General features: G+C 47.3%; 20 protein-coding genes and 1 tRNA gene. 13 read left to right on the top strand and 8 right to left on the bottom strand.

The genetic code is table 11. The annotated features are described in order from the left end of the window. Positions 1 to 123 precede the first annotated feature (123 nt). Positions 124 to 660, top strand: a complete 537-nt coding sequence (locus ACY652_RS09115; RefSeq protein WP_462268077.1) for a hypothetical protein — start codon at positions 124 to 126, stop codon at positions 658 to 660. Between the two features lie 308 nt (positions 661 to 968). Here the strand turns inward: ACY652_RS09115 and ACY652_RS09110 are convergent, their stop codons facing one another. The 3 genes from ACY652_RS09110 to ACY652_RS09100 all read right to left on the bottom strand — a co-directional run bounded on the left by ACY652_RS09110 (position 969) and on the right by ACY652_RS09100 (position 5,004). Further along, positions 969 to 1,646 (bottom strand): arylesterase, encoded by a 678-nt coding sequence (locus ACY652_RS09110; protein ID WP_462268075.1) that lies wholly within the window; start codon positions 1,644 to 1,646, stop codon positions 969 to 971. A gap of 106 nt (positions 1,647 to 1,752) precedes the next feature. Next, complete coding sequence (locus tag ACY652_RS09105; RefSeq protein ID WP_462268073.1) at positions 1,753 to 4,305, bottom strand: ABC transporter permease; 2,553 nt, start codon at positions 4,303 to 4,305, stop codon at positions 1,753 to 1,755. Between the two features lie 12 nt (positions 4,306 to 4,317). Continuing rightward, entirely contained in the window at positions 4,318 to 5,004 is a 687-nt protein-coding gene (locus ACY652_RS09100) for an ABC transporter ATP-binding protein (RefSeq protein ID WP_462268071.1), read from the bottom strand. 168 nt (positions 5,005 to 5,172) lie between these two features. On the opposite strand from ACY652_RS09100, the gene ACY652_RS09095 reads away from it, so the two are divergent. Further along, positions 5,173 to 6,285: a Gfo/Idh/MocA family protein gene (locus ACY652_RS09095; protein ID WP_462268069.1), complete on the top strand. Its 1,113-nt coding sequence runs from the start codon at positions 5,173 to 5,175 to the stop codon at positions 6,283 to 6,285. 1 nt (position 6,286) lies between these two features. Here ACY652_RS09095 and ACY652_RS09090 read toward each other — a convergent pair whose 3' ends face one another. After that, complete coding sequence (locus ACY652_RS09090; RefSeq protein ID WP_462268067.1) at positions 6,287 to 6,850, bottom strand: RNA 2'-phosphotransferase; 564 nt, start codon at positions 6,848 to 6,850, stop codon at positions 6,287 to 6,289. 65 nt (positions 6,851 to 6,915) lie between these two features. Here ACY652_RS09090 and ACY652_RS09085 point away from each other — a divergent pair, with 65 nt between their 5' ends. From ACY652_RS09085 to ACY652_RS09070, 4 genes are all read left to right on the top strand, one after another. Next, positions 6,916 to 7,491, top strand: a complete 576-nt coding sequence (locus ACY652_RS09085; RefSeq protein WP_462268065.1) for a molybdopterin-dependent oxidoreductase — start codon at positions 6,916 to 6,918, stop codon at positions 7,489 to 7,491. A 234-nt stretch (positions 7,492 to 7,725) separates the two neighbouring features. Then, a tRNA-Phe gene (locus ACY652_RS09080) sits at positions 7,726 to 7,798 on the top strand. A gap of 187 nt (positions 7,799 to 7,985) precedes the next feature. Next, positions 7,986 to 9,254, top strand: a complete 1,269-nt coding sequence (locus ACY652_RS09075) for a site-specific integrase (protein WP_462268063.1) — start codon at positions 7,986 to 7,988, stop codon at positions 9,252 to 9,254. A gap of 250 nt (positions 9,255 to 9,504) precedes the next feature. After that, complete coding sequence (locus ACY652_RS09070) at positions 9,505 to 9,762, top strand: hypothetical protein (protein WP_462268061.1); 258 nt, start codon at positions 9,505 to 9,507, stop codon at positions 9,760 to 9,762. Between the two features lie 274 nt (positions 9,763 to 10,036). Here ACY652_RS09070 and ACY652_RS09065 read toward each other — a convergent pair whose 3' ends face one another. From ACY652_RS09065 to ACY652_RS09050, 4 genes are all read right to left on the bottom strand, one after another. After that, positions 10,037 to 11,146, bottom strand: coding sequence for a Fic family protein (locus ACY652_RS09065; protein ID WP_462268059.1), 1,110 nt, complete (start codon positions 11,144 to 11,146; stop codon positions 10,037 to 10,039). 365 nt (positions 11,147 to 11,511) lie between these two features. Next, on the bottom strand, positions 11,512 to 12,087 hold the full coding sequence (locus tag ACY652_RS09060; RefSeq protein WP_462268057.1) for a hypothetical protein: 576 nt from the start codon (positions 12,085 to 12,087) through the stop codon (positions 11,512 to 11,514). 46 nt (positions 12,088 to 12,133) lie between these two features. Further along, positions 12,134 to 12,256, bottom strand: a complete 123-nt coding sequence (locus ACY652_RS09055) for a hypothetical protein (protein WP_462268055.1) — start codon at positions 12,254 to 12,256, stop codon at positions 12,134 to 12,136. Then, on the bottom strand, positions 12,244 to 12,417 hold the full coding sequence (locus tag ACY652_RS09050) for a hypothetical protein (RefSeq protein ID WP_462268053.1): 174 nt from the start codon (positions 12,415 to 12,417) through the stop codon (positions 12,244 to 12,246). The genes ACY652_RS09055 and ACY652_RS09050 overlap by 13 nt, the downstream gene beginning before the upstream one ends. 437 nt (positions 12,418 to 12,854) lie before the next feature. Here ACY652_RS09050 and ACY652_RS09045 point away from each other — a divergent pair, with 437 nt between their 5' ends. The 7 genes from ACY652_RS09045 to ACY652_RS09015 all read left to right on the top strand — a co-directional run bounded on the left by ACY652_RS09045 (position 12,855) and on the right by ACY652_RS09015 (position 21,922). After that, positions 12,855 to 13,325, top strand: coding sequence for a glycine-rich domain-containing protein (locus ACY652_RS09045; RefSeq protein ID WP_462268051.1), 471 nt, complete (start codon positions 12,855 to 12,857; stop codon positions 13,323 to 13,325). After that, entirely contained in the window at positions 13,326 to 14,246 is a 921-nt protein-coding gene (locus ACY652_RS09040) for a hypothetical protein (RefSeq protein ID WP_462268049.1), read from the top strand. It abuts the gene before it with no gap. Between the two features lie 450 nt (positions 14,247 to 14,696). Continuing rightward, a complete protein-coding gene (locus ACY652_RS09035) occupies positions 14,697 to 17,015 on the top strand; it encodes a TonB-dependent receptor (protein ID WP_462268047.1) in 2,319 nt (772 codons plus the stop codon). Positions 17,016 to 17,028: 13 nt separating this feature from the next. After that, on the top strand, positions 17,029 to 18,234 hold the full coding sequence (locus ACY652_RS09030) for a DUF4374 domain-containing protein (protein ID WP_462268045.1): 1,206 nt from the start codon (positions 17,029 to 17,031) through the stop codon (positions 18,232 to 18,234). 47 nt (positions 18,235 to 18,281) lie between these two features. After that, complete coding sequence (locus ACY652_RS09025) at positions 18,282 to 18,980, top strand: ABC transporter ATP-binding protein (RefSeq protein ID WP_462268043.1); 699 nt, start codon at positions 18,282 to 18,284, stop codon at positions 18,978 to 18,980. Next, the gene (locus ACY652_RS09020) at positions 18,980 to 19,468 is read left to right on the top strand and encodes a DUF6176 family protein (protein WP_462268041.1); all 489 of its coding nucleotides are present in this window, start codon (positions 18,980 to 18,982) and stop codon (positions 19,466 to 19,468) included. Before ACY652_RS09025 ends, ACY652_RS09020 begins: the two co-directional genes overlap by 1 nt. A gap of 6 nt (positions 19,469 to 19,474) precedes the next feature. Continuing rightward, positions 19,475 to 21,922 carry an outer membrane beta-barrel protein gene (locus tag ACY652_RS09015; RefSeq protein WP_462268039.1) on the top strand — a complete coding sequence of 816 codons (2,448 nt, stop codon included), beginning with the start codon at positions 19,475 to 19,477 and terminating at the stop codon, positions 21,920 to 21,922. Positions 21,923 to 21,930 lie beyond the last annotated feature (8 nt).

The following is a 21,930-nucleotide window of genomic DNA, read 5'->3' as shown; positions in this document are numbered from 1 at the left end:
CACGGGTTAACTCTCCGCCTAAGTTAGGCGAATGGTTTTACGCTTCATCAATTAACGGCCTGCAAAACTAACAACCACGTTTCTTAGTTTAGCCTTGCAACCTGGCTATCAGGCGCTGGCCCCATGAAGAAACTTATCCAAACCCGGTGGGCAATCACCCCCGAAGCTATTGTAATACAACCGTATGGTGCTTATTATATGGTGTTTACCCTTTTTAGCGTCGTTTTTGCAATATGGCTATGGCTTTTTACGAATGCATTGAAAATATCACTGCTTCAAACGCTTAGCATACTATGGCCGGTTGCTGCAATCTTTTTACTGGCTATCCTTTTCTTTGGCCTCTTTGCACGCACCAAAATTGTTTTTGACAACTATAACCGCATAATGTACCAGCTTACCTTTGGCTTCTGGAAAACAACAGCCCTGCCCTTTGCTGATGTTTTGAGCATTATGCTGATGCCGGCCGCCAGAGGGACCTCCCGTTATTACGCCCTTCACAAAAACGCCAAATGGTGGAATGCCGGTACGGTTATATCCTCGGCTGTACCCAACGATCATAGCCTGCATGCCCGGGCGCTGCAAGCTGAATTACTGCCGGCTATTCAGCAATGCTTACATCAGCATAAAGGCGCAAGCGCCACACGGCATCTAAGAAAATAGGCTGATGATAATATGCAAAATGAGCGTTCCTGATCAGGCCCGAATATTTTTCATTCAGGCTCTCCGAAGCTTGCGACTTCGAAGCCTTATGCCTATAATCTGCACTTACTGACAACAACCTGTCAGCGTTCACGGGTGTTCACAGGTGTTCACACCACCGTGAACGTGAACACCTCTTGCCGACGTTTTGCGGTATATAACCTATAGTCGGGCAGGCTAAAAATTGCTGTTTATAGCCGTTTATGAGCGCTTAATGGCTGAATATGCACAGTTTATTATCAGTAACAGGCTGCATTTATTAAAAATTGTTACAATTCCTTGCGCAGCACCGGCCAAACATTACCCGCCAATATCTTTGCTCCCTCAGCCGTCGGGTGAATGCCGTCGGCCTGGTTAAGCCTGGGCACGCCGCCTACCCCCTGCAGCAGGAAGGGTACCAGCGGCAGTTGATTTTTGGCGGCCAGTTGCGGAAATATACCTTTAAAGCTGGCTGTATAAGCCGTACCCATGCTGGGCGGTACCTGCATACCCAACAGCATACGTTTGGCATTGGGATATTTAGCCTTTACCCTATCCAGAATAGCCTGCAGGTTGCGGGTAGTTTCGGCGGTGGGTATGCCGCGTAGCCCGTCGTTAGAACCTAAAGCCAGCACAAATACATCTACCTTCTGCTTTAATGCCCAGTCGATGCGTCCCTTACCGCCTGCCGAGGTTTCGCCGCTTACCCCGGCATTCACCACGTGATACGGCAATTTGGCCGAATCAATTTTTTGCTGCAATACCGCCGGGTAAGCCTCGTTGTCGGGATCGTCCAGCCCGTAACCGGCGGTCAGACTATCGCCAAAAACCAATACTATTTTGGAGCTGTCGGTTGACGCAGGTGTGGCTGAGGCACTTTGCGTAGTATCGGCGGTAGTATTTTGGGGGGTGCTGTTACAGGCAGCTAACAGCAGGGCTATAGTAAGGGCAGATAAGTATTTGTGCATAAATCATTTCTTAATAGTTGTCATCCTGAGCAATAGCGGAGGACCTGTAAAGTAGCAGAGCACGTGTACAGAGTCTTCGCTGCTGCTCAGGATGATAAAAGGTGTACTATGTAGAACGTAAAATTTCCAGCGGTGGTTTGTTCAGGGCACCGCGGCTGTTCAATAAACCGATGATAATGGTTAATGCCGCTACTCCGATGAGCAGCCATACCGCCGGCATATAGTTAAGGGCAAACGGTATATCAAAGCTGTATTTAGCCAGCAGCGTACTGCCTGCCACGGCGATAACGATGCCGGTAAGCGCCGAAAGGCTACCTAAAAACAAGTATTCCAACGCGGTAATGGTAAATATCTGCCTGCGGCTGGCGCCCAGCGTGCGCAGCAGCACGCTCTCACGCATACGCTGGTACTTACTGATGCGCACTGAGGAGGTGAGCACCACCAAACCGGTAATCATGCTAAAGCCGCTCATAAAACGGATGATGTAGCCAATCTTGTCCAGCAGTTCATCCAACACCGTAAGCACCAGGCCCAGATCAATAATCGATACATTAGGGAACTGCTGCACTACCGTTTGCTGAAACTTTGCCGACACCGCAGTGGAAGGCACATGGGTAAGCAATACATAAAACTGCGGTGCATCCTCCAGCACCCCTACCGGGAATACCACCTGAAAATTGGTTTGTATCTTACTCCAGTTTACCTTACGCAAACTGCCCACAACAGCCTTAATGCGGGTACCCTGCACATTAAACGTTAAATGATCGCCCACTTTGGCGTTAATGCGCCTGGCCATGCGCTCATCCAATGATACCGGCACGTTTTCGGTGGAAGTTACCTTACCCGTCCAGGTACCGGCGCTTATTTTTTCGGTAGAAGTCAACTGGTTGCGGTAAGTTACCCGGTACTCGTAGGCCAGCGCACGTCGCAAGCCGTTCTGTGATGTATCTTTCTTCAGCTTGGCTGCCGTAATGCCGTTTACCTCCTCTAATCGTATGGTTACAATAGGCACCTGCTGCACTACCGGCAGGTGCTGCTGCTGAGTTAGCTTTACCACGCCGTTCTTTTGTGCCGCCTGAATATCGAATAATATCATATTGGGCTGGTTACCGCTGGCCGATAAGGAAACCTGCTGTATCAGCATGGATTGAATGAAGATCAGCGTAGAAATAAACGCTGTACTCAGGCCAATGGATACCATCAGGATGATGGTCTGGTTATTGGGCCGGTACAGATTGGCAAAGCCCTGTCGCACCAGGTAACTCCAGGAGTTGCGAACCAACAGCTTTACCAGCCGCATGAGCAGCCAGGCTACCAAACTTAAAATACCGAAAGCCACCAAAATTCCAACGGTAAAAGCAATACTGGCTACCCAGTCTTTCAGTTGTAAATAAGTAAAGGAAGCAATAAAGGCCAGTATCAGCGCATACACCAGCCAGCGCAGCGGGTCGCGGGTGGTATTGGCCGCCTCATCGCTAACCCGCAGGGTGTTCAGCGGAGATATATTGCGGATAGACAGCAACGGCAGCAAAGCAAACAGCACCGAAATAATTACGCCCAGCGCAATGCCCTGCCCAAAAGCCGTCCACGAAATAGCTGACGACATGGTAAAGGGCAAAAAATCCTTCAGCACCATTGGCAACAGTTGCTGTACCAGCGTACCCAGCGCCGCGCCGATGATGGAGCCTATCAAACCGATGCCTACAATCTGTATCAGGAAAATCAAAAATGCTTCCCAGGCCTTTACGCCCAGGCAGCGCATAATGGCAATGGAAGGTATCTTTTCGCGGATGTAAATATTGGTGGCACTGGCTACGCCTACGCAGCCCAGCAGTAGGGCAATAAAACCCACTAGCGACAGGAACCGGGCCAGATCACCAAAGGAGCGGCCGGTATTTTCTTTGCGCGTGGCAATGGTTTCGTAATGCAGCCCTTCCTTATCCAGCCGGCTATCAATAGATTCGGCCAGCTTGTCGGCGTTGGTTTTTGAGCTGAGTTTATAATAGTAATTAACGTTAATTCGGCTGCCCTTATCCACCAGTCCGGTCTTTTCGAGATACTGCAACGGGATATACACAATGGGCGCCACGCTGGCCCCTACGCCGGTTTGGCCGGGCGCTTCGTTCAGGGTACCGGCAATTAAAAAGGTTAGTTTTCCTACCTTTACCGAATCGTTTACTCTTACTTTAAATTGCTGCATCAGCGTTTTATCCACCAGGGCATGTTTACCCTGCCTGAAACTGCGGCCTGCCTGCTGCGGCGTGGTTTCGATACTGCCATAATAAGGAAAGTTACCCTCTAATGCGCGTATCTGCACCAGCCGCGTACCGCCGCCTTTCGGGAAGTAAATCATCGAGGCAAAGCTGCGTTCCTGCGAGCGTTCATCGCCTAAGCTATCCAGCAGGGGTGCAATGGTTTTGCTGGCAGGCTTATTACCGGCGATGGTTAAATCGGCCCCGATCAATTGCCCAGCCTGCTCATCAATATCCCTTTGCAGATTATAGCTGAAGGAATAAATACCCACCAGCGCCGCAATGCCAAACACAATAGAAGAGATAAACAGCAGCAGGCGCGAGCGGTTGCGGCGGCTGTCGCGCCAGGCCATCTGAAACAGCCACCCTAAACTGCGGCCCGGTGAAGAAGTTTGATTTTGCATCATTACAGGCACAGGTTAAGCTTGGGTAAGTTCATCGGCAATTAGCTTACCGCCTTTAATTTTCAGGATGCGCTGCGTTTTGGAGGCCAGGTCCAGATCATGCGTAACTACCACCAGCGTGGTACCGGCATCGCGGTTGAGCTCAAACAGCAGTTTGATCACCTTTTCGCTGGTTTCGGCATCCAGGTTACCGGTAGGCTCATCGGCAAACAGTATTTTGGGCTGATTGGAAAAGGCCCTTGCCAGTGATACGCGCTGCTGCTCGCCGCCTGATAGCTGCGAAGGATAATGGTGCCCCCGGCTGGCCAGCCCTACTTTATCCAATAAATCCAGTGCCCGGCTTTTGATATTGCGTTCGCCGCGCAGCTCCAGCGGTACCATTACATTCTCCAGTGCGGTAAGCGTAGGCAGTAACTGAAAGTTTTGAAAGATAAAACCCACATACTGGTTGCGCACCTGCGCCCGCTTGTCCTCGTTCAGTTCGCTCAGGTTAATTTGGTTCAGCTCTACCCGGCCGGCGCTGGAACGGTCGAGCCCGGCGCACAAGCCCAGCAGCGTGGTTTTTCCGCTCCCCGAAGGGCCTACAATGGCGTTGGTAGAACCCGCAGTGATAGAAAAATTAATATCTTCCAGCACAGTTAAAGTGTTGCCGGCGCTCTGGTAAGTTTTGCTCAGGCTGGTTATGTTGAGTATGGTATCCACAATCGGGTGTAATTAATTAAGTATAAAAGCAGCTATGGCCGCACTTCACAAACAGAATAACGCACTGGCTGTTTGAGAATTATAGGACTGCATGGTCTGTTTACATTGAGATAGCAATATGCAACAGTTGTTACAGGTAAGGGGATAAAGATTAAACACTTTCGGCTTATGAAATCAGCATCAAAGTTTTCGCGGCGTAATTTTTTGCATTACGGGCTGGCAGGAGCCGGCGCAATGGCCTTGGCACCAACATTATCGGCACTGGCCGCCTGCTCACCGGCACCTGATAAAAAAATGGGCATTGCCCTGGTGGGTTTGGGCGGCTACAGCAACGGGCAGTTAGCCCCGGCGTTACAGCAAACCAACAACTGTTACCTGGCAGGCATAGTAACCGGCACCCCTGATAAAGCCACCAAATGGGCGCAGCAGTACAATATACCGCAAAAGAACATTTACAATTACCAGAACTTCGACCAGATTGTGGATAATAAGGATATAGACATCATATACATTGTATTACCAGTAGCGCTACATAAAGAATACACCATCAGGGCTGCGCAGGCCGGAAAGCATGTGATTTGCGAAAAACCAATGGCCCTGAACGCCCGTGACTGTGAAGACATGATTGCCGCCTGCAAAAAAGCCAACCGTATGCTGTCCATCGGTTACCGGCTGCACTTTGAGCCACACAATATGGAAGTAATGCGATTGGGGCAAAAGCAGGTATTCGGCAAGGTAACACAATTGGAAAATGCCAATGGCTTTGTATACGGCGGCAACCCGAATGCCTGGCGGCTTAAAAAAGCGTTATCGGGCGGCGGTGCGCTGATGGATATGGGCATATACGCCATACAGGGCGCCCGTTACACCTTAGGGCAGGAACCCATTGCCGTAATGGCGAGGCAGGAGAAAACCAAACCCGACCTGTTTAAAGAAGTAGACGAAACCATTTACTGGGAACTGGAATTTCCGGGCGGTTTTAAATCGCAGGGCAAATCGAGCTATAATAACAACTGGAGTTATTTAAAGGCGAAGACCGAAAAAGGCAGTTTTGAACTGGAACCGGCTTACGGCTATGGCGGCATTCAGGGTAAAACCCCAAACGGCGTTATGCCTTTTCCGCAAATTAACCAGCAGGCCGCACAAATGGATGATTTTGCCCGGTGTGTACTCACCAGCAAGCCTACACGTGTGCCCGGCGAGGAAGGCCTGAAGGACATGAAGGTGGTGGATGCCATTTACCGCAGTCTGGTATCCGGCAAACAGGAGCGCATTGTATAAACTAATCAGCTACTGCTGTACCTTCAGCAATAATATAAGCAGCGGGTACAGCATCAGTGAGCCAGACGCCATTGGCCGACAGGTAAAACTGATAACCGTCCTGCTGCATGCGGCCGGCATCAACCACCAGCACCTGCGGCTTGCCATGCCGCCAGCCCACCTGCAAGGCGGTGGCTTTATCAGCACTTAAATGTACATGATGGCGGCTGCGCTTTTCCAATCCTTGCTGCAGAATAGCGGCCACATTAACTACTGCGGTTCCGTGATATAGTACTGCAGGAGGCAATGTTGGCTGATAATCCAAATCTACCTCAACGGAATGCCCCTGGCTGGCCCGGATGTGCAGGCCATCTTCACTAAACTCAAATCGCTTTTTACTATTGGTATCCACTACGTGCTGTAATTGCTCCGGTGTTATGGAGTGCCCATGTGCAATCATTTGCTCAAACAGGCGGTCAACGGGTGCCCAGCCGTTGGCATCCAGTTGCAGGCCGATGGTTTCGGGTTGGTGGCGCAGCACCAGGCTTAAGAATTTGCTTAGCTTTGTGGTTTCCTTTTCCGTCATTACTATCGCTTTTAAACCATTTCAAAGCTAATTGATTATTTTAAAACAGCAGTATAACCAACCGTATGGAAGAGCAGGAAAAGTTAAACCGCATTATTGAAGCCCGTTTAAAGCTCAAGGCCCGGTTTGAGGAGCAGATGCGGCAAACGCCATCCGTAGCGGATGATACGCCGCAGGGGCACGGCCAGCCTAACCGGCATGGGATGCCGGGCATCCCGGCAGGGCAAACGGTAATTTCCAAATGGCCGGTGCTGGATTTAGGCTATCACCCCAAAATTTCTACCGGCCGCTGGCGGCTCACCATTGACGGCGCGGTACAATACCCACTATGCCTTACCTATAAGCAGTTTCTTTCCCTGCCGCAAACTAAAGATACTTCTGATTTCCACTATGTAACCACCTGGTCTAAACTGAATATGCACTGGAAAGGCGTAAGCCTGCTGGATTTGGCGGCACTGGTGCAGCCCCTGCTAGAAGCCACCCACCTTATCTGCTATGGTTATGATACCTACTCCACCAACCTACCGCTTACTGAAGCGCTGAAGCCGGACGTTTTGTTAGTACATACTTATGAAGGGCAACCTCTGCCCATAGAACATGGCGGCCCGGTGCGGATGATTACTCCGCAACTTTATGCCTGAAAGGGGGCAAAGTGGATTAAGCGTATTGAATTTTTAACCGCTGATAAGCCCGGTTTCTGGGAAGAGCGCGGCTACTCCAACACCGCCTATCCCTGGCGTAACGACCGTTACAGCGAAGACTGACACTGGTAGTAAGCGGTTCAGCATAATCACATTACCCAGCTGTGGCAACTATTTTCAAAAAAAATTTTATGAACTCAAAAAACACACTACATTTGCAGTCCCCAATGGGATGGTATCATAGCTCAGTTGGTAGAGCAAAGGACTGAAAATCCTTGTGTCGCTGGTTCGATTCCAGCTGATACCACAGCATCAAAAAGGTCATTTTCAGTCGAAAATGGCCTTTTTTGTTGAAATAAGGCGTAATTCTACGTCATCTCTTCTAAGTATGCTCAATCGAGTGATTAGCAATTGGACAAGTTTTATTGTTGAATCGGCCAGAAAAACTTACGAATTACTTGCGAATTTTTTGAGGCCACAATTTGAAAGCACCTATGGCTACTGTAAGAGAAGTAATTATTCCAGCGGAGAGGAAAAAAGACGGAACCTGGAACGTCAAAATCAGATTCATTCACAAAGGAAAAAGCCTTAATTTGAAAACCGAGCACTTTGTGACAGCAAAGCAGCTCCGCAAGGATTTTTCTATCAAGGATCAGTTCCTGCTTGATTTGCTACACCCGGTTCTCAGGGAATATCGCACGAAGATCAGTGCATTGGGCACTAAAGTCGAACTGTTTGATGTCGGCCGATTAGTAAGCAGGCTCTCACAGAGAGATCTGTCGGCCGAAGAAATCAATATTATCGAATTCGGCAAAATGCGTATCGAAGAATTGAAGGGCGCAGAAAGAAATGCAAGCGCTGCGAACATGACCACCGTGGTGAATAGTTTGATTAACTATTTCAAGAGTGAGGTTGTACCGGTGACCGAGATTCGCTCTAAAATGTTGTTTGAATACGAGAAATACCTTCGCTCGACAAGGAAGATCACCCGCCTCGATCAGTTTAATAAGCCTTATCAACGTACGGTGCAAGGCTTGAGCGACAACGGCTTGCACAATCACATGCGTGACCTGAGAATTTTATTTAACGCCGTAAAAAATCATTACAATGACGAAGATTTGGATATCACGGTGATCAGGCATTACCCTTTCAAGAAGTATAAGCTGGTCAATGTAACCGAAAACACGAAACCTAAGTTAACGATCCTGCAAGTCAGGGCTGTAAAGGAATTCGTCAGTCCGGAGAACAGCCGTATGGAACTGGCGCACGACCTGTTTCTGCTTAGCTTCTATCTTTGCGGTATGAATGCCGTTGATCTTTATCAGTTGCAAGCGCCTGGTATAATGAATGAAAGGATCGATTATAACCGCTCAAAGACCAGATCGAGAAGGCGTGACCGTGCCTTTATCAGCGTTAATGTTCCGGAACCTGCTATCCCGTATTTTAACAAATACGCCGGTCAACTTCAGGTTCGTTATGCATCTCACGTTTCTTTAGATCGTGCGTTAAGCATTGGCATGCGGGCGATTGGTAAAAAATTGGGTATCCCTGATTTAGAATTTTATGATGCCCGGCATGCCTTTGGAGATTGGGCGAGGAATATTTGCAGGTTCAGCAAGGACGATGTTGCGCTAGCGCTGAACCATAAAGATCAAACCCGGTCGGTAACGGATACCTACATTTCCAAGAATTGGGATATCATCGATGAAGTACAAGCTGCAGTGATTTGCTTGTTGTCGAATATCGATGAGGAGTGTTCTTAAAGTTTTGGTGTCTGCCGGACAAATGTCGACAAACTGAAGTCTGATTTTGAATTACTACAACTGATACTTCATCAATGATTTTAATACATCCTGTATTACAATATGCTTAGGGCCGATCGTCAAGTTTTAAGCGAATATTTGCGGATTATTGGGGTGGACTCGTACGTCGAATTACTCAGGAATCGAATCAATCTTGAACGGAACAGCGACGGTTCTCCGTTTTTTAAGCCAAAACCTGAAGCGTTGGATTATGAACGAACAAGGCAGGATTCGTCTTATTTTTAGAGGTTTGAAATCACAGCCTAATACCATAGGATATTCACATGTAAAGGCAAGTGTTCAAGGCAAAATAAACGGTATCCAAAAACCGGTAGCCGCGCGTACCCAGTCAGGGCATGGCGGTCCTGGTATCGTTATCAAAGAAAGTATAGATGATTTGTCGATGGCCATCCGTACAGAAAAGGATGAAGATATGTTTAGTACCGGCTTCAAAGCTATCAAAAATTAGTTCAAACCGTTTTATGGTTATTGGTAAAGCCGCGATAAGCGGCTTTTTTAGTTCATGACTGCTCATGAATCTGAATCTTAGGCTGGAAATGTAATAAGAAGATGAACATATGCCTGCAACCTGTTGAGGTTATTCAAGCGTAATGCCTCTGTTAACCTAATTTAGAAAGCCGTGTCATGTTTTTTTTATTCATCCAGCTTTGGAAATCAATCAGAGAATTACTGTAAGCAAAAAGTGTGACTTTAACCATGATTCAATGATATTAAAAGCATCGTTAGCCCTGTAGTATCGCAATCAGATCGCTGTTGATATAGTAGACTTCCTTGCCGTCTTTTGCGGGATGCAACAGACCGGCCTCGACCATTTCGTTGAAGTATTTTCCAAGGGTGGTACGGGAGCTGATGTTTAACAGATTACCAACCATTCGTGGTTTGATGTAGGGCTGGCTGAACAGCAGTTCATTAACCTCTTTATTATACCATTTTATTTTGGTGCGGGCATGTTCGAGTGTAGCTTCCATTTGTTCAAGTATGCTGCTGATCAGCTGACTGGTCAGTGATGATGTCTTTTCAACGGCATCCAGCATATACATGATCCAGGGTTTCCATGAACCACGCTGGGTGACTGCACCCAAATGATAATAATAATCCTCTTTATTGACAATGATATACTTCGACAGATAAAGTACCGGCTGATCGAGCAACCCTTTCTGCACCAAATACAGGAGGTTGATGATTCGCCCTGTCCGGCCATTGCCATCGGCGAATGGATGTATTGCTTCGAACTGGTAATGTGCAACACACATTTTGATCAGCGGGTCGGCCGTATACTTGTCGTCATTGTTCAGGTAGTCGAGCATGTTTTCCACCAGTCGTTCAAGTAGCCCTGCTCCCCGCGGCGGCGTATAGATCACTTCGCCTGAACGAAACTCACTTTGTCCCCGGCGTATCGTCGTCAGGGATTGGGGGGCGCGTATGCCTGCGGTTGAGTTCTTGATCTGCCGGAATATGGCAATTACCGCATCCAGTTCCAAGCGACCCCGCCCGGCAATCTGCTTGAAGCCGGTCCATAAAGCTTCCCGGTAGCGTAATACTTCTTTTGTTCCGGCATTGGCTTGGTCTTCTTTGATGGTATCCGATACCGCCTTGTAAAGGTCGTCTTCTGTGGTAAAAATATTTTCGATGGCCGTCGATGTCTTGGCCTCCTGCAAAGCGACGGTGTTAATCAGCATGTAAGGATTCGGCAGGCGTTTCACATTACTGTTAGCCCCGGCTAGTGCGCGTGAGGCCGTAACCAGTTTTCTAAGGATTTCTATATCTTCCACATCCTGCACAGGGGGGAGCAAGGGCAGATCATTAAACGGGTGATTGCGATCGTACGGCATAGCGTGTCCAGTTTTAAATTAGTAATTGGACATAACGCGAAATTACGTATAGAATTTGAACAAAATAATTAACATGTCCATAATTTTTAAAATAATGAACATGTAGTCCTTAGGTGTTCATATGAGGCGACTAAAAAAGAGATAAGTCTATCGTGAACGGGAAATTGGACGTAACAATTATAGCTGAATGATAAAAGTGCACATACTTACGCATCTGAGCGCAAGAGAGCAGTTTTGCTGACTTATTATTAGGTCATGTATAGCCTGTGAACCCGCTGATTATCGTCTTTAAAAGATAAATTTTCTATGTTTTTAATCCAAGGTACTTGTCAGTGCACCTTCAAAGGCAATAAAAATAAATACCTCTATTGTTGAATGTCGTATTTTTCAGGTTGCAAACCGTTCAATAGCTGTATGGGCAGCTGCAAATTTCTTACTGGCGTTCCATCAGCCGGTGATAAGTCATCCCTTCCGTATTCGCTAGAATAACAAATGATCTGACCACTTCCTCCCGCGTCTTCCAGAGGAACCGGCACATTACAGGTTCGGCCCTGCAGCTTCACGCTCAAAGGAATCGGCAGACGGTGTCGGTGCGCTTCCTGCAAGCGTACGATGCGGTTGCAGGCTTCGTGACAGGCTGCATCATTTTCGTCCAACCCTTGGCAGGAGATGAGCCGGTTTTTGAAGCTGGCAACGGCGCAGGTCTGTAACAGGCTTAGATTTTTCCGTTTGGTCTTTACTGAATTCCGGGTAAGATCAAGGTCTAACTGGCATTCCGCATACTCCAGACAATGCGCCCTGATCTCCGCCAGTGCAAAAAGCGGTTTCTTCCGGTAGATGCGCCTGACGAGGTTGCGGCGGCAGTCGGCGGACAGCCTTATCTTTTTCTCCAGCCAGGCTTTGGTAAGGTCAGGCGGTGCCTCACCGGGATTTTCCGCCATTGAGCTGTATAAACAGCGCAGGGCGACGACCACCGCCTTGCGGTTGTTACTGCTGTGGGGTAGCTAATGCCTGTCCTAATTCACTGGGGATAAACTGCAGCGAGCCGGTCGTCAGCAGGTCAACCAACCGCAATTTCCAATAATCAATAGCCTCCGTCAGTGCTTCCATATCTCGGTGTGTATAAAAACGTAGCTGCGCGGCGGGTACACGGTCTGCGGCTTATCATTAGATTCAACCTGGCCGTATGCCTTGCGCGGCAATGCGTCCATGTGCTCAAAATGCAGACGTTCCTGCGGCGACATCACGTATCCTTTTCGGATCTTGACCATTACCTACAGGTTAACGGTTTCTGTTTCTGAGCCATTCGTCCATCAGGTTTTCGCGTGTCCTGCGCTCGGCAGCGCGTTTGTTCCTGCGGTGCCAGGCCCAAAAGAACAGTACTACAGCAGTATAAGTTATAGTTAATCGAATAAATTGTTCAAATATTTTGCAACATTATTGCATTTATAAATTATTGTTTATTATTGCAACAACGTTGCAATGTTGAGGGTAAGCCGAAAACCTCGATCAGAGTAGGCATAAAAATCATTTAACTATTACTTCCATGACTAATGCATCAAAAGCAGCATTAATTGCAGAAATTCTGACTAAAAGACTGGCCTCAACTTCACACTGTACCAACTGTGGCCACTGCTCAAGCTCACTGTAATTAATATTGCAGCGGAAGCCTGCAATGGTTTCCGCTGCATACTTAACAGTAAACCCTATGACCCAGCAACAATTAGAAGCTATACTTGCCTATAAAAACGACGATGTCATCTCCCGCTTTACAGACCAGTTCAATGTAACAGACAACGAAGCGGAAGACATTTTTATTGAAACCAAAAAGTTTCTTTACCTGTGCCAACTACCCGGCATCTTCATTCCGGATGAACTGCTGATTGTGGACGAAATGTGGCATAACTTCATTCTGTTCACCAAAGTCTACCACCAGTTTTGTCAGGAACATTTTGGCCGCTATTTTCATCATCTGCCAGCCTCAAAGGTGGAAAAAGTACAGCAAAAGCTTTATACAGCAGCTGATCCTGAAAAAGTAAGAAATGAATTTAATGAGAAGTTGAGCCAGGTTATTGGCAGCGCTTACGATCACCTGGGAGCCGATACCGTGGTAAAATGGTTCAAGATTTATCCTCAGCAGTATTCAAAACCGGCAATCACAGCCCTGCGAAAATATTAGATGAGTATCTTTCCGAAAAGAACAATCCGGGGCACAACGGTTACTATTCACTGGAACTATAACACCGCCCATCTTACTGATACGGCAATCTGTCCGCTGGTACGCATTGGTGTTGTTGATCCAATGGGTAAAATCAGCATGCTAATAGAAAAGCACCTGCTGGCGCTGCCTGCCGTTCAACAGGAGAGTTTGCGTACGCCGGGGCAGTTTCTGCACCTGAACAAGAATTTGCCACTACTTGTTGTTGCTGATTATTTAAGCGGTAAACACAGTAAAGAAGCGCTGGTGGGTATTTTGCAGAACATCCAAGCTGGCCGTCACTTTTATTTTACCTTTCTTGTGGTTGCCAATGCCCCGCTGGGTAAATATACCCTGATCTCGGAAGTGATTAGCGGCGGACAAGTAAGGCACTCGAAGACCGCTGCAGATGATTTCTTTTTTGTAGAGGAAATTAAGGTTGAACCTGCAGAACAAAATGAGGCAAATTTTAAATCAATTATTACCAATTTATCACCGGAACCTATTCCAGTAAAGATTATTGATTATCCTCTTTATAAGGAAATTTTACCAACTCAGGTACAAGCATTTGAACTGGGCGCCGGCATGAGTTATACTGCAGTAACGCAAAGCCGCCACGCCTATGTAAGCTACGGTGAGGAGCGTGAATTGTTGCCATTGCACCGGCCCGAACCGGTGGTCTGCATCCGCAATCCATATATGCTTGAGTTACATAAAACCGAAGCTGATATCCTGTACCTCATGCACCGGCAAACCGAAGATGCCTTTACGCTTTCCGCACAGCAAAAAGTATTGTGGTTAATGGCAGATGGTATGCATAGCCCGGCAGAACTGCAGGAGGTTTCGGCTGATGATTATGCCGAAATGCAACAGTCAGGATTAATTCAGGAAATTATTTTGTAGCACCTGATTATTATGCTATATTGCAACATAATTGCATTAATGAAAGTAAAGAAACAGTTTCAAACCCTGCTTAGGAACATTTCGCTGTTACTAGCCATGCTTATATTATGCATACAAGTGGCTGAAGCTTTTCATCATCATGCACGCACAGGCGTAAAAAGCCAAAAGCATGTTTCGGGCATTCAGCAAAAGGTGTACAGCTCAGAAAAGTGTGCACTATGCCACTATCTTTTTCAAAATCACGCACCTGCTATTAACCCAATAATTAGTTACCTGATCACTGCAGGCATGCTCCTCCTAATTGCCGGTTGCCGTTTCAAAACACAGCCAATATGTGGGTACCGTACATCTTCCGGCAATAAAGGTCCCCCTGTTCTTTCTCTGTAATCCTTCTGCCGCTTGACAGCTATCTACTGATAGCCATTCTGTTTCCTTTTTATTTTTAACTAAGTGAATTATACTCTTAAGCTGAGTTTATGGTTTTGTACCATAATTGGCTTACCCTGTTTTACTTATGCCCAAAGTTCGGTAACCGGGTTGGTAACCGGCTACAACGATATGCCTTTGCCTTTAGTAACTGTGCGCATTGCACAAACAAATAGGCATACGTTAACCGATTCTGCCGGCAGGTTCGCCTTTGCGAACCTCGCTGCAAGAAAGTACACCCTCAATATTACGGCTTCAGGCTATCACGTAGCAAGCAAAAACCTGTACCTGCTTATAGGAGTGTCTACCAGCCTTACTATCCGGCTCAAAACGGCAGTTAATGAACTTTCTACGGTATCAGTTACAGGTAAGAGCAATGCAGCACTGGTACGCGAACAGCCGCAAAATTTAACGGTAATTGATACTAAACCATATTTTAACCGCCCTGAAGGTGCGATAAGTTTAATTAACAGAGCCGCAGGGGTGAAAGTAAGGCAATCGGGCGGTTTAGGGAGTAACGCCAATTTTTACTTGAATGGACTGTCTGGCAAGCAAGTTAAATTTTTTATTGACGGCATACCGCTGGACTACCTCGGTGCTGGCTTGAATTTCAACATATTACCAGTTAATGTTATCGACCGCATTGAAATTTACAAGGGCGTAGTGCCCATCAGCTTAGGCGCCGATGCATTGGGCGGTGCCATTGATATCATCAGTCGGCGCAATAAGGCCGACTATCTGGATGCTGCCTATACCATTAGTTCCTCTAATACGCACCGGGCATCGCTCAATTTGCGCAAAAACATCAGCCGCAACTGGTATGCAGAAGGTACTGGCTTTTATAATGCATCCGACAACAACTATAAGATTGATGTTGAGATTCCAAATGCAAACGGCAACATTGAAAGGGCTACGGTAAGGCGTTTTCATGACCGCTTTGGTAATACCTATGGCCGCCTCGCTGTTGGTTTACAAGACCAGAAATGGGCCGATGACCTGAGTATATTCTCTGCAATTTCAAACACACATCAGCAACTGCAAAACAACCTGCTGATGACGCAGCCCTACGCCCATGTTACGTATAACGAAGAGGCCTGGAATAATGGTTTGCGTTATGCAAAATCTACAAACCGTTGGGGCATTCGCCTTTATGCAGGAGTTAATTACATTACAGGGCATTTTATTGATACTTCACTTAACACATATAACTGGTACGGCCAGGCGGTAGCCCGGCGTAACAGTGGTGGCGAAAGCTTCGGCCCGGCAATTGACCTGGTTACCAAACGCACACAACAGTTGGCACGCCTCAATGCTTATTATCAATTAAACACCCGGGCCAAACTTGAGGCTGCGGTATTAGGTGCCCGGTATATACAGCGGGAGAACAATCCGGCTACGGCTGCCTACCCGGTAAATTTGGGGCAATGGATTGCAGGCCTTGCACTCAACTACGAGTTTCCTGCTCATCATATAACCAGCATTACTTCTGTTAAATATTATAATTATAACAATCAGGGCTATGCCGTTAATAGTGGAGGCGATTATTCAACAGCCTTTGCCCAAAAGTCGCGCTTAGGGTGGAACGAGGCTTTGCGGTGGGCAATTACAAGTAAAATTTCTGCTAAAGCCTCTTATGAACTCGCTACCCGTTTGCCCGACCAATCTGAACTTTTCGGTCAATACCAGCAGCTCACCCGGCCAAATCCAAACCTGAACCCTGAAACCAGCCACAATATCAACGGTGGCCTGCAGTATACTTCCTTAACCACCCAAGCCTCCGTAAATACATTTTATCGGCTGGCGGATCATATAATTTATGCGCCGCCTTCTGCCTTTTACCTGCTCTATCAAAACCTTCTGAAGGCACAGTTTTCAGGTATAGAGGCAGACTACAGTTTAAAATTTGCCAAAGGGTTTGTGCTCAACTTAAACGGCACCTATCAGCACATTATCAGCCGGTCGGGTGCAATTCAATCGGGAGTTACCGATGACAGCTACTACGGGCAGCGCCTGCCCAATATTCCGTTTCTGTTTGGCAACGGCGAATTAATGTGGAACCGTGACGGTGCTTTTGGCAAGTATAACCGCTTTTCTGCCTGGTTCGGTAGCAGCTACGTGCATTGGTATTATCTGTATTGGGCCAAAGATGGCGATGCAGCCAGCAAGGCCATCATTCCTACCCAATGGGTACACCGGGCCGGCATAAGTTATACGCTGAAGCGTAACCGCTATGCCATCAGCCTGGAATCTCAAAATTTAACCGACGCCAAAGTTTACGATAACTACCGGGCACAACTGCCGGGGCGTTCATTTCACTTAAAATTTAGAACCTATTTTCAATAATAATTTAAACACCATGAACATGTTTACCAACATCTCTTTTAAGAAGTTCTCCCGCTATATGCTATACATATCAGCGGCTTTTGTTACCTCCTGCTCATCGCACAAAGATGAACCGGCTCCTGATAATGGCACCGGCAATGTAACCGTTAACTACGCCATCTCGAACGTAGGCGGCGCCTACCCAAGCCAAACTACCTATGTGCAGGGCGTGACAGATTTAAATCTTACCACCCTGAACAACAGCAAGGCTGCGGAGTTGCCCAGTTTTGCCTCGCAGTGGTCGTACAAGGGTGCAGTGTACCTAACATCTTTCGGGGCTCCAGCTACCGTGACGAAATATGCCTTTGATGCCACCGGTAAAGCCGTAGTAGCTGGTAAGCTGGTAGTTCCGGGAGCTAACACTTTCTCCTCCGTTGAGTTTGTGAGTGAAACCGAGGCCTACGCCTCAGTGGGTGGCGGCCTTGCCCGGGTAATAAAGTTTAACCCCACCGCTTTGCAAACAACCGGGGAAATTGACCTGACCAGTAAAGTGGTAAAGGCGGCTGCCAAATCTACCTACTACCTAGGCATGAAGGCCCGCGATGGCAAACTGTTTTTGGGTGTACAATATTTTGATGCCAGCTTTAATCCGCTGGATAACAATGCATACATAGCAGTAATTGATCTGGCAACAGCAAAGGTAGATAAGCTAATTTCGGATAGCCGTACCAGCAATATCTTCCTGGCCGGGTCATCAGTTAGCGGATTTGCGCTTGATGCCAGCGGCGACCTATATATACAAGGTCAGGGATCAGGTAATACGCCGAGCGGTATATTAAGAATCAAAAAAGGCGCAACCGACTTTGATGCCTCCTACTTTTTCAACCTGAAAGCAGCCACCGGTAAGGATTGCTCATCCCTATATATCTTGAACGGGCAGGCATTTACCACACAGCTTCAGGATGCCAATGACGCTTATGAATTTAACGGCCCCCAATTCAGATATTACAAAGTTGACTTAGCGGCTAAAACCTCATTAGGACAATTATCCACTTCGTTGCCCAACATCTATGGTTCCAGCACATCCATTATGCGGGCGTTTGATGCACAGAACATTACGTTTGTGGTTTCCTCAACCAGTGAGAACAGCATCTACAATTACAATGTAGCAACTGGCGCAGTAACCAAAAAAGTTGCGCTTGCCAGCGGCGTTTGCACCGGCTTAGATAAAATCAATTAACCCATATTGCGGCTGCCAGAAGCGGTAGCCGCATCTTTAATACGTCTATGCTTAGTATTAATAATCTGCAAAAGAGCTATGGGTTACACCAAGCACTCAAAAGCATTTCACTACAGGTGAATGCCGGTGAAATCTATTGCCTGCTGGGGGCTAATGGTGCTGGCAAATCAACTACGCTGAATATTTTGCTGCAATTTACCCAGTTTGATGAAGGGCAGGTGCTGATCGGCAATCAGGATATATTGTCGCGTTCACAGGAAGCCCGGCAGCAGATTGCTTATATCCCGGAGATCGTGATGCTGTATCCCCTACTTGACGGGATTGAAAATCTCAACTTTTTCAGCAAACTGGCCGGCTACCGGTACACGGTAAATGAACTACAGGATTTACTGCTCAGGTGCGGCTTGCAGGCAGAAGCCCATCATCAGCGGGTACAGCAATATTCGAAAGGGATGCGGCAAAAGGTAGGCATTGCCATTGCCCTAGCTAAGAAAGCCGGCCTGATTATTATGGATGAACCTACCAGCGGACTCGACCCTCGGGCCGTAGAAGATTTCAGTTCGCAGGTAAAAAACTATGCTGCCGGTGGTGGCGCTGTGCTGATGGCCACGCACGATATTTTTAATGCGGTTGCTTTAGGCACCCACATTGGTATTATGCGCCGTGGTGAACTGGTGCATACGCTGCCGGCGAATTCTGTGACTGCTATCGATTTGCAGAAAATTTACCTCGAAACCATTGAGTAATGATAAAACCCGTCTTTTATCTGATATGCGGCGCTGTTGCAGGCGCAGCACTTACCTCAGCTGCCAGCCGGTTAACAGCCGATAGTAGCCAATCCTCTAAGGCCCCGGCCACAGCAAGATTACCGGTACAGGCGGTTTTGCACCGGCTGCGAATCAATACAGCTCAAATGCCGGTATATCAGGATTGGGTGAACTGGCATGAACGTGAATATGGCCCGGTGGTGGCTACCATGGAGCGGGAGCAAATGTATGCGGAAGCCGTTTTCAGGGATACGCTGCATGAGCCTGATTTTATCTACTGGCTGGAACTCAAAGGCCCGGACGGTGCACATTATGATAGTTCACCGCTGCCTGCCGACCGTAAACATGCCGAATATATGAGGCAAATACTTGTGAAAGGCACGCATACTCAATTAAAGACTGAATTTTTAATGCTTCCGTCTTTTGTAGAGCACAGTATCGGCCGGCATCAGGCTAAAAATCATTAGTAACAGATGAACAGTACTCACCCTGTAATTACGTTCAGCGCCAGCTTGTGGTTTAAGCTGTTTATCATGATGCTTTCTGGCAGTGTTTTACTGTCTGAAACAGTAGAAGCACAACAGTATGGCTTGTCCGGCAGGGTAACCGATCAAAGAAAACGAGCGTTGCAGGGCGTTACCATAAAGATTTTCGCCCTGCCTGATACGCTGCCCAAACAAATAACCGCAACATACAGGGAAGGCAGGTTCTTAATCAAACCTCTACCCGCGGGTAATTATCGCTTACAAGCCAACTCGGTAGGGTACATTATTTACAACAGGGAATTTCGTATATCATATGGAACACCGGCACAACTACCTGATGTCATTCTTGCCGAAAGTAACCGCGTCTTAGCCGAGGTACAGGTAAACGGCAAATCTAATCCGCTTAGCTTGAGTAAGGGAAAGCTCACTTACAATGTTGAGCAAAGCATCGCTGCTTCGGGCAGTACAGCGTTGGAAGTGCTACGGCGGATGCCCGGTATCAGCATTGATGCTACAGGTAACGTTCAGCTTAAAGGCTCCGCCGCCGTTAATGTAATGCTGGATGGTAAAATGACCTACCTTTCCGGCCAGCAGCTGGCGCAGTTACTGGAAGGTATGCCTTCCTCAAGCATCAACAAAATAGAGATAATCAATACGCCCGGCGCTCAGTATGATGCTTCGGGCAATGCAGGCATCATCAACATTGTAAGCCGCAAATCTGCTAAATTGGGTTATGCGGCCAATATCAACGCCGGCCTTACCGTGGGCCGTTACCTGGTGCACAATGAAAGCTTTACCGGCAACATCCGCACCAGCAAGTTCAATTTTTTTGGTGGCTTTGGCTTTAGTTACCGCAACAACTTTCAGCATGAAACCAGCCGGCAGTTTACCCCGGCAGCTTTAGGCAGCGGTACTTTCTTCGACCGTGATGGCATCAGCAGAACAAAAACAAATTACTATAGCTTTAAGGCCGGAGTTGATTTATACCTGAAACCTAAACATACTTTAGGTTTCGTTTATACTGGCATCATTGACGATTGGAGTAAGGAAATAGCCGGCACCGCCCTTATCCGGCAGGGCAACAGTGTGCTTCAAAGCAAGTTGCTTAGTAACACTCAAATTGCAGAGCCGTATTATAACGATGCTTATAACCTCAATTATCAGTTTAAAATAGATACAACAGGCACACTGCTTACCGCTGATGCCGATTATATTGATTACAGCAATAACTCTGACGGATTTTCGAGCAGTAACAATTACAGTTTACAGGGCCTGCTACTTGAGCCTTACCAGCAGCTCAACTTTCATCAGCCTACTGAAATCCATGTTAAATCACTCAAAATAGATTTCATCAAACCGCTTAAACAGTATATCTTAAAGGCAGGCCTTAAATATGCCAGTGCCCGCGTAAACAGCAATTTCAGGTACGATTCGCTGATCAATCAGCAACTGGTATATGCGGCTTCGTTGAGCAATCATTTTATATATACTGAAAATGTACCAGCTGCTTATTTCAACATAGGTCGGGAATGGAAAACCACAAGTGCTGAGGTGGGGCTGCGCGGCGAATACACGGACGCTAAAGCGGCTTCTATCAGCACAAATCAGCAACGCATTTACAATTACCTAACGCTGTTTCCCACCTTAAACTTAACGCACACATTCAACACGGATCACAAGCTTGATCTTTCGGCCAGCAGGCGTATAAACCGTCCATATTATAACGACATCAATCCAGCCCGGCATTTTCTTGACCGTTATGCTGTTTATCAGGGCAACCCCAACCTGATTGCCGAAACTTCGTGGATAGCATCGCTGGGCTACACCTGGAAGCAGAAATATATATTAAGCCTTAACTATAACCGCGATCAGAACTTTATCAGCCGGTATGCCATTGTTGACCCGGCTACACAGGTGCTGACTACGAACCTTGCCAATTTTCCGCACCGCGACCGGTTGGAACTACAAGCGATTGTACCTTACAGTCCACTGTCTTTCTGGGATATTAATTCAAGCGTCACACTGAGCTATACCAGCTACCCGCTGCAACAGATGGATGGTGACATGCAGGCCAGAAAAGTAAATTTAGATCTCTCGATTAATCAAACATTCCGGCTACCCGGCAATATAGCAGCCGAACTGCTTACCCGCTACACCACGCCCGAACTGATAGGTGTGTATGTAGCCCGGTATTACCTGAACCTGAGCGGCGGATTTAAAAAGAGTTTCCTAAATAATAAACTGGATACACGTTTTGCCTTTGCCGACCTGCTGCACACCGGCTGGTTTTGGGGATACTCCATCAGCAACACCGCTGCATATTCCTATAAAAACACGCCCGACAGCCGGCGCTTCAGTCTTACGTTCACCTACCGGCTAGGCGGCAAATTAAATACAGGCAAGCCCCACCGTACAGAGGAGCAAAACAGGCTATAAACAGCGAT

Source organism: Mucilaginibacter sp. (assembly GCF_965200995.1).
Classification (GTDB): Bacteria; Bacteroidota; Bacteroidia; order Sphingobacteriales; family Sphingobacteriaceae; genus Mucilaginibacter.
Note: the sequence above shows the minus strand (reverse complement) of the source record. Positions and strands in the feature narration are given on the sequence as shown.

Excerpts from the sequence above, each read along its gene's own strand:
- ACY652_RS09105 (WP_462268073.1), bottom strand. The coding sequence starts at position 4,305 with ATGATGCAAAATCAAACTTCTTCACCGGGCCGCAGTTTAGGGTGGCTG.
- ACY652_RS09025 (WP_462268043.1), top strand. The coding sequence starts at position 18,282 with ATGCTTAGTATTAATAATCTGCAAAAGAGCTATGGGTTACACCAAGCA.
- ACY652_RS09075 (WP_462268063.1), top strand. The coding sequence starts at position 7,986 with ATGGCTACTGTAAGAGAAGTAATTATTCCAGCGGAGAGGAAAAAAGAC.
- ACY652_RS09020 (WP_462268041.1), top strand. The coding sequence starts at position 18,980 with ATGATAAAACCCGTCTTTTATCTGATATGCGGCGCTGTTGCAGGCGCA.
- ACY652_RS09095 (WP_462268069.1), top strand. The coding sequence starts at position 5,173 with ATGAAATCAGCATCAAAGTTTTCGCGGCGTAATTTTTTGCATTACGGG.
- ACY652_RS09115 (WP_462268077.1), top strand. The coding sequence starts at position 124 with ATGAAGAAACTTATCCAAACCCGGTGGGCAATCACCCCCGAAGCTATT.
- ACY652_RS09050 (WP_462268053.1), bottom strand. The coding sequence starts at position 12,417 with ATGGTCAAGATCCGAAAAGGATACGTGATGTCGCCGCAGGAACGTCTG.
- ACY652_RS09045 (WP_462268051.1), top strand. The coding sequence starts at position 12,855 with ATGACCCAGCAACAATTAGAAGCTATACTTGCCTATAAAAACGACGAT.
- ACY652_RS09090 (WP_462268067.1), bottom strand. The coding sequence starts at position 6,850 with ATGACGGAAAAGGAAACCACAAAGCTAAGCAAATTCTTAAGCCTGGTG.
- ACY652_RS09015 (WP_462268039.1), top strand. The coding sequence starts at position 19,475 with ATGAACAGTACTCACCCTGTAATTACGTTCAGCGCCAGCTTGTGGTTT.
- ACY652_RS09110 (WP_462268075.1), bottom strand. The coding sequence starts at position 1,646 with ATGCACAAATACTTATCTGCCCTTACTATAGCCCTGCTGTTAGCTGCC.
- ACY652_RS09030 (WP_462268045.1), top strand. The coding sequence starts at position 17,029 with ATGAACATGTTTACCAACATCTCTTTTAAGAAGTTCTCCCGCTATATG.
- ACY652_RS09060 (WP_462268057.1), bottom strand. The coding sequence starts at position 12,087 with ATGGCGGAAAATCCCGGTGAGGCACCGCCTGACCTTACCAAAGCCTGG.
- ACY652_RS09055 (WP_462268055.1), bottom strand. The coding sequence starts at position 12,256 with ATGGAAGCACTGACGGAGGCTATTGATTATTGGAAATTGCGGTTGGTT.
- ACY652_RS09065 (WP_462268059.1), bottom strand. The coding sequence starts at position 11,146 with ATGCCGTACGATCGCAATCACCCGTTTAATGATCTGCCCTTGCTCCCC.
- ACY652_RS09085 (WP_462268065.1), top strand. The coding sequence starts at position 6,916 with ATGGAAGAGCAGGAAAAGTTAAACCGCATTATTGAAGCCCGTTTAAAG.
- ACY652_RS09040 (WP_462268049.1), top strand. The coding sequence starts at position 13,326 with ATGAGTATCTTTCCGAAAAGAACAATCCGGGGCACAACGGTTACTATT.
- ACY652_RS09070 (WP_462268061.1), top strand. The coding sequence starts at position 9,505 with ATGAACGAACAAGGCAGGATTCGTCTTATTTTTAGAGGTTTGAAATCA.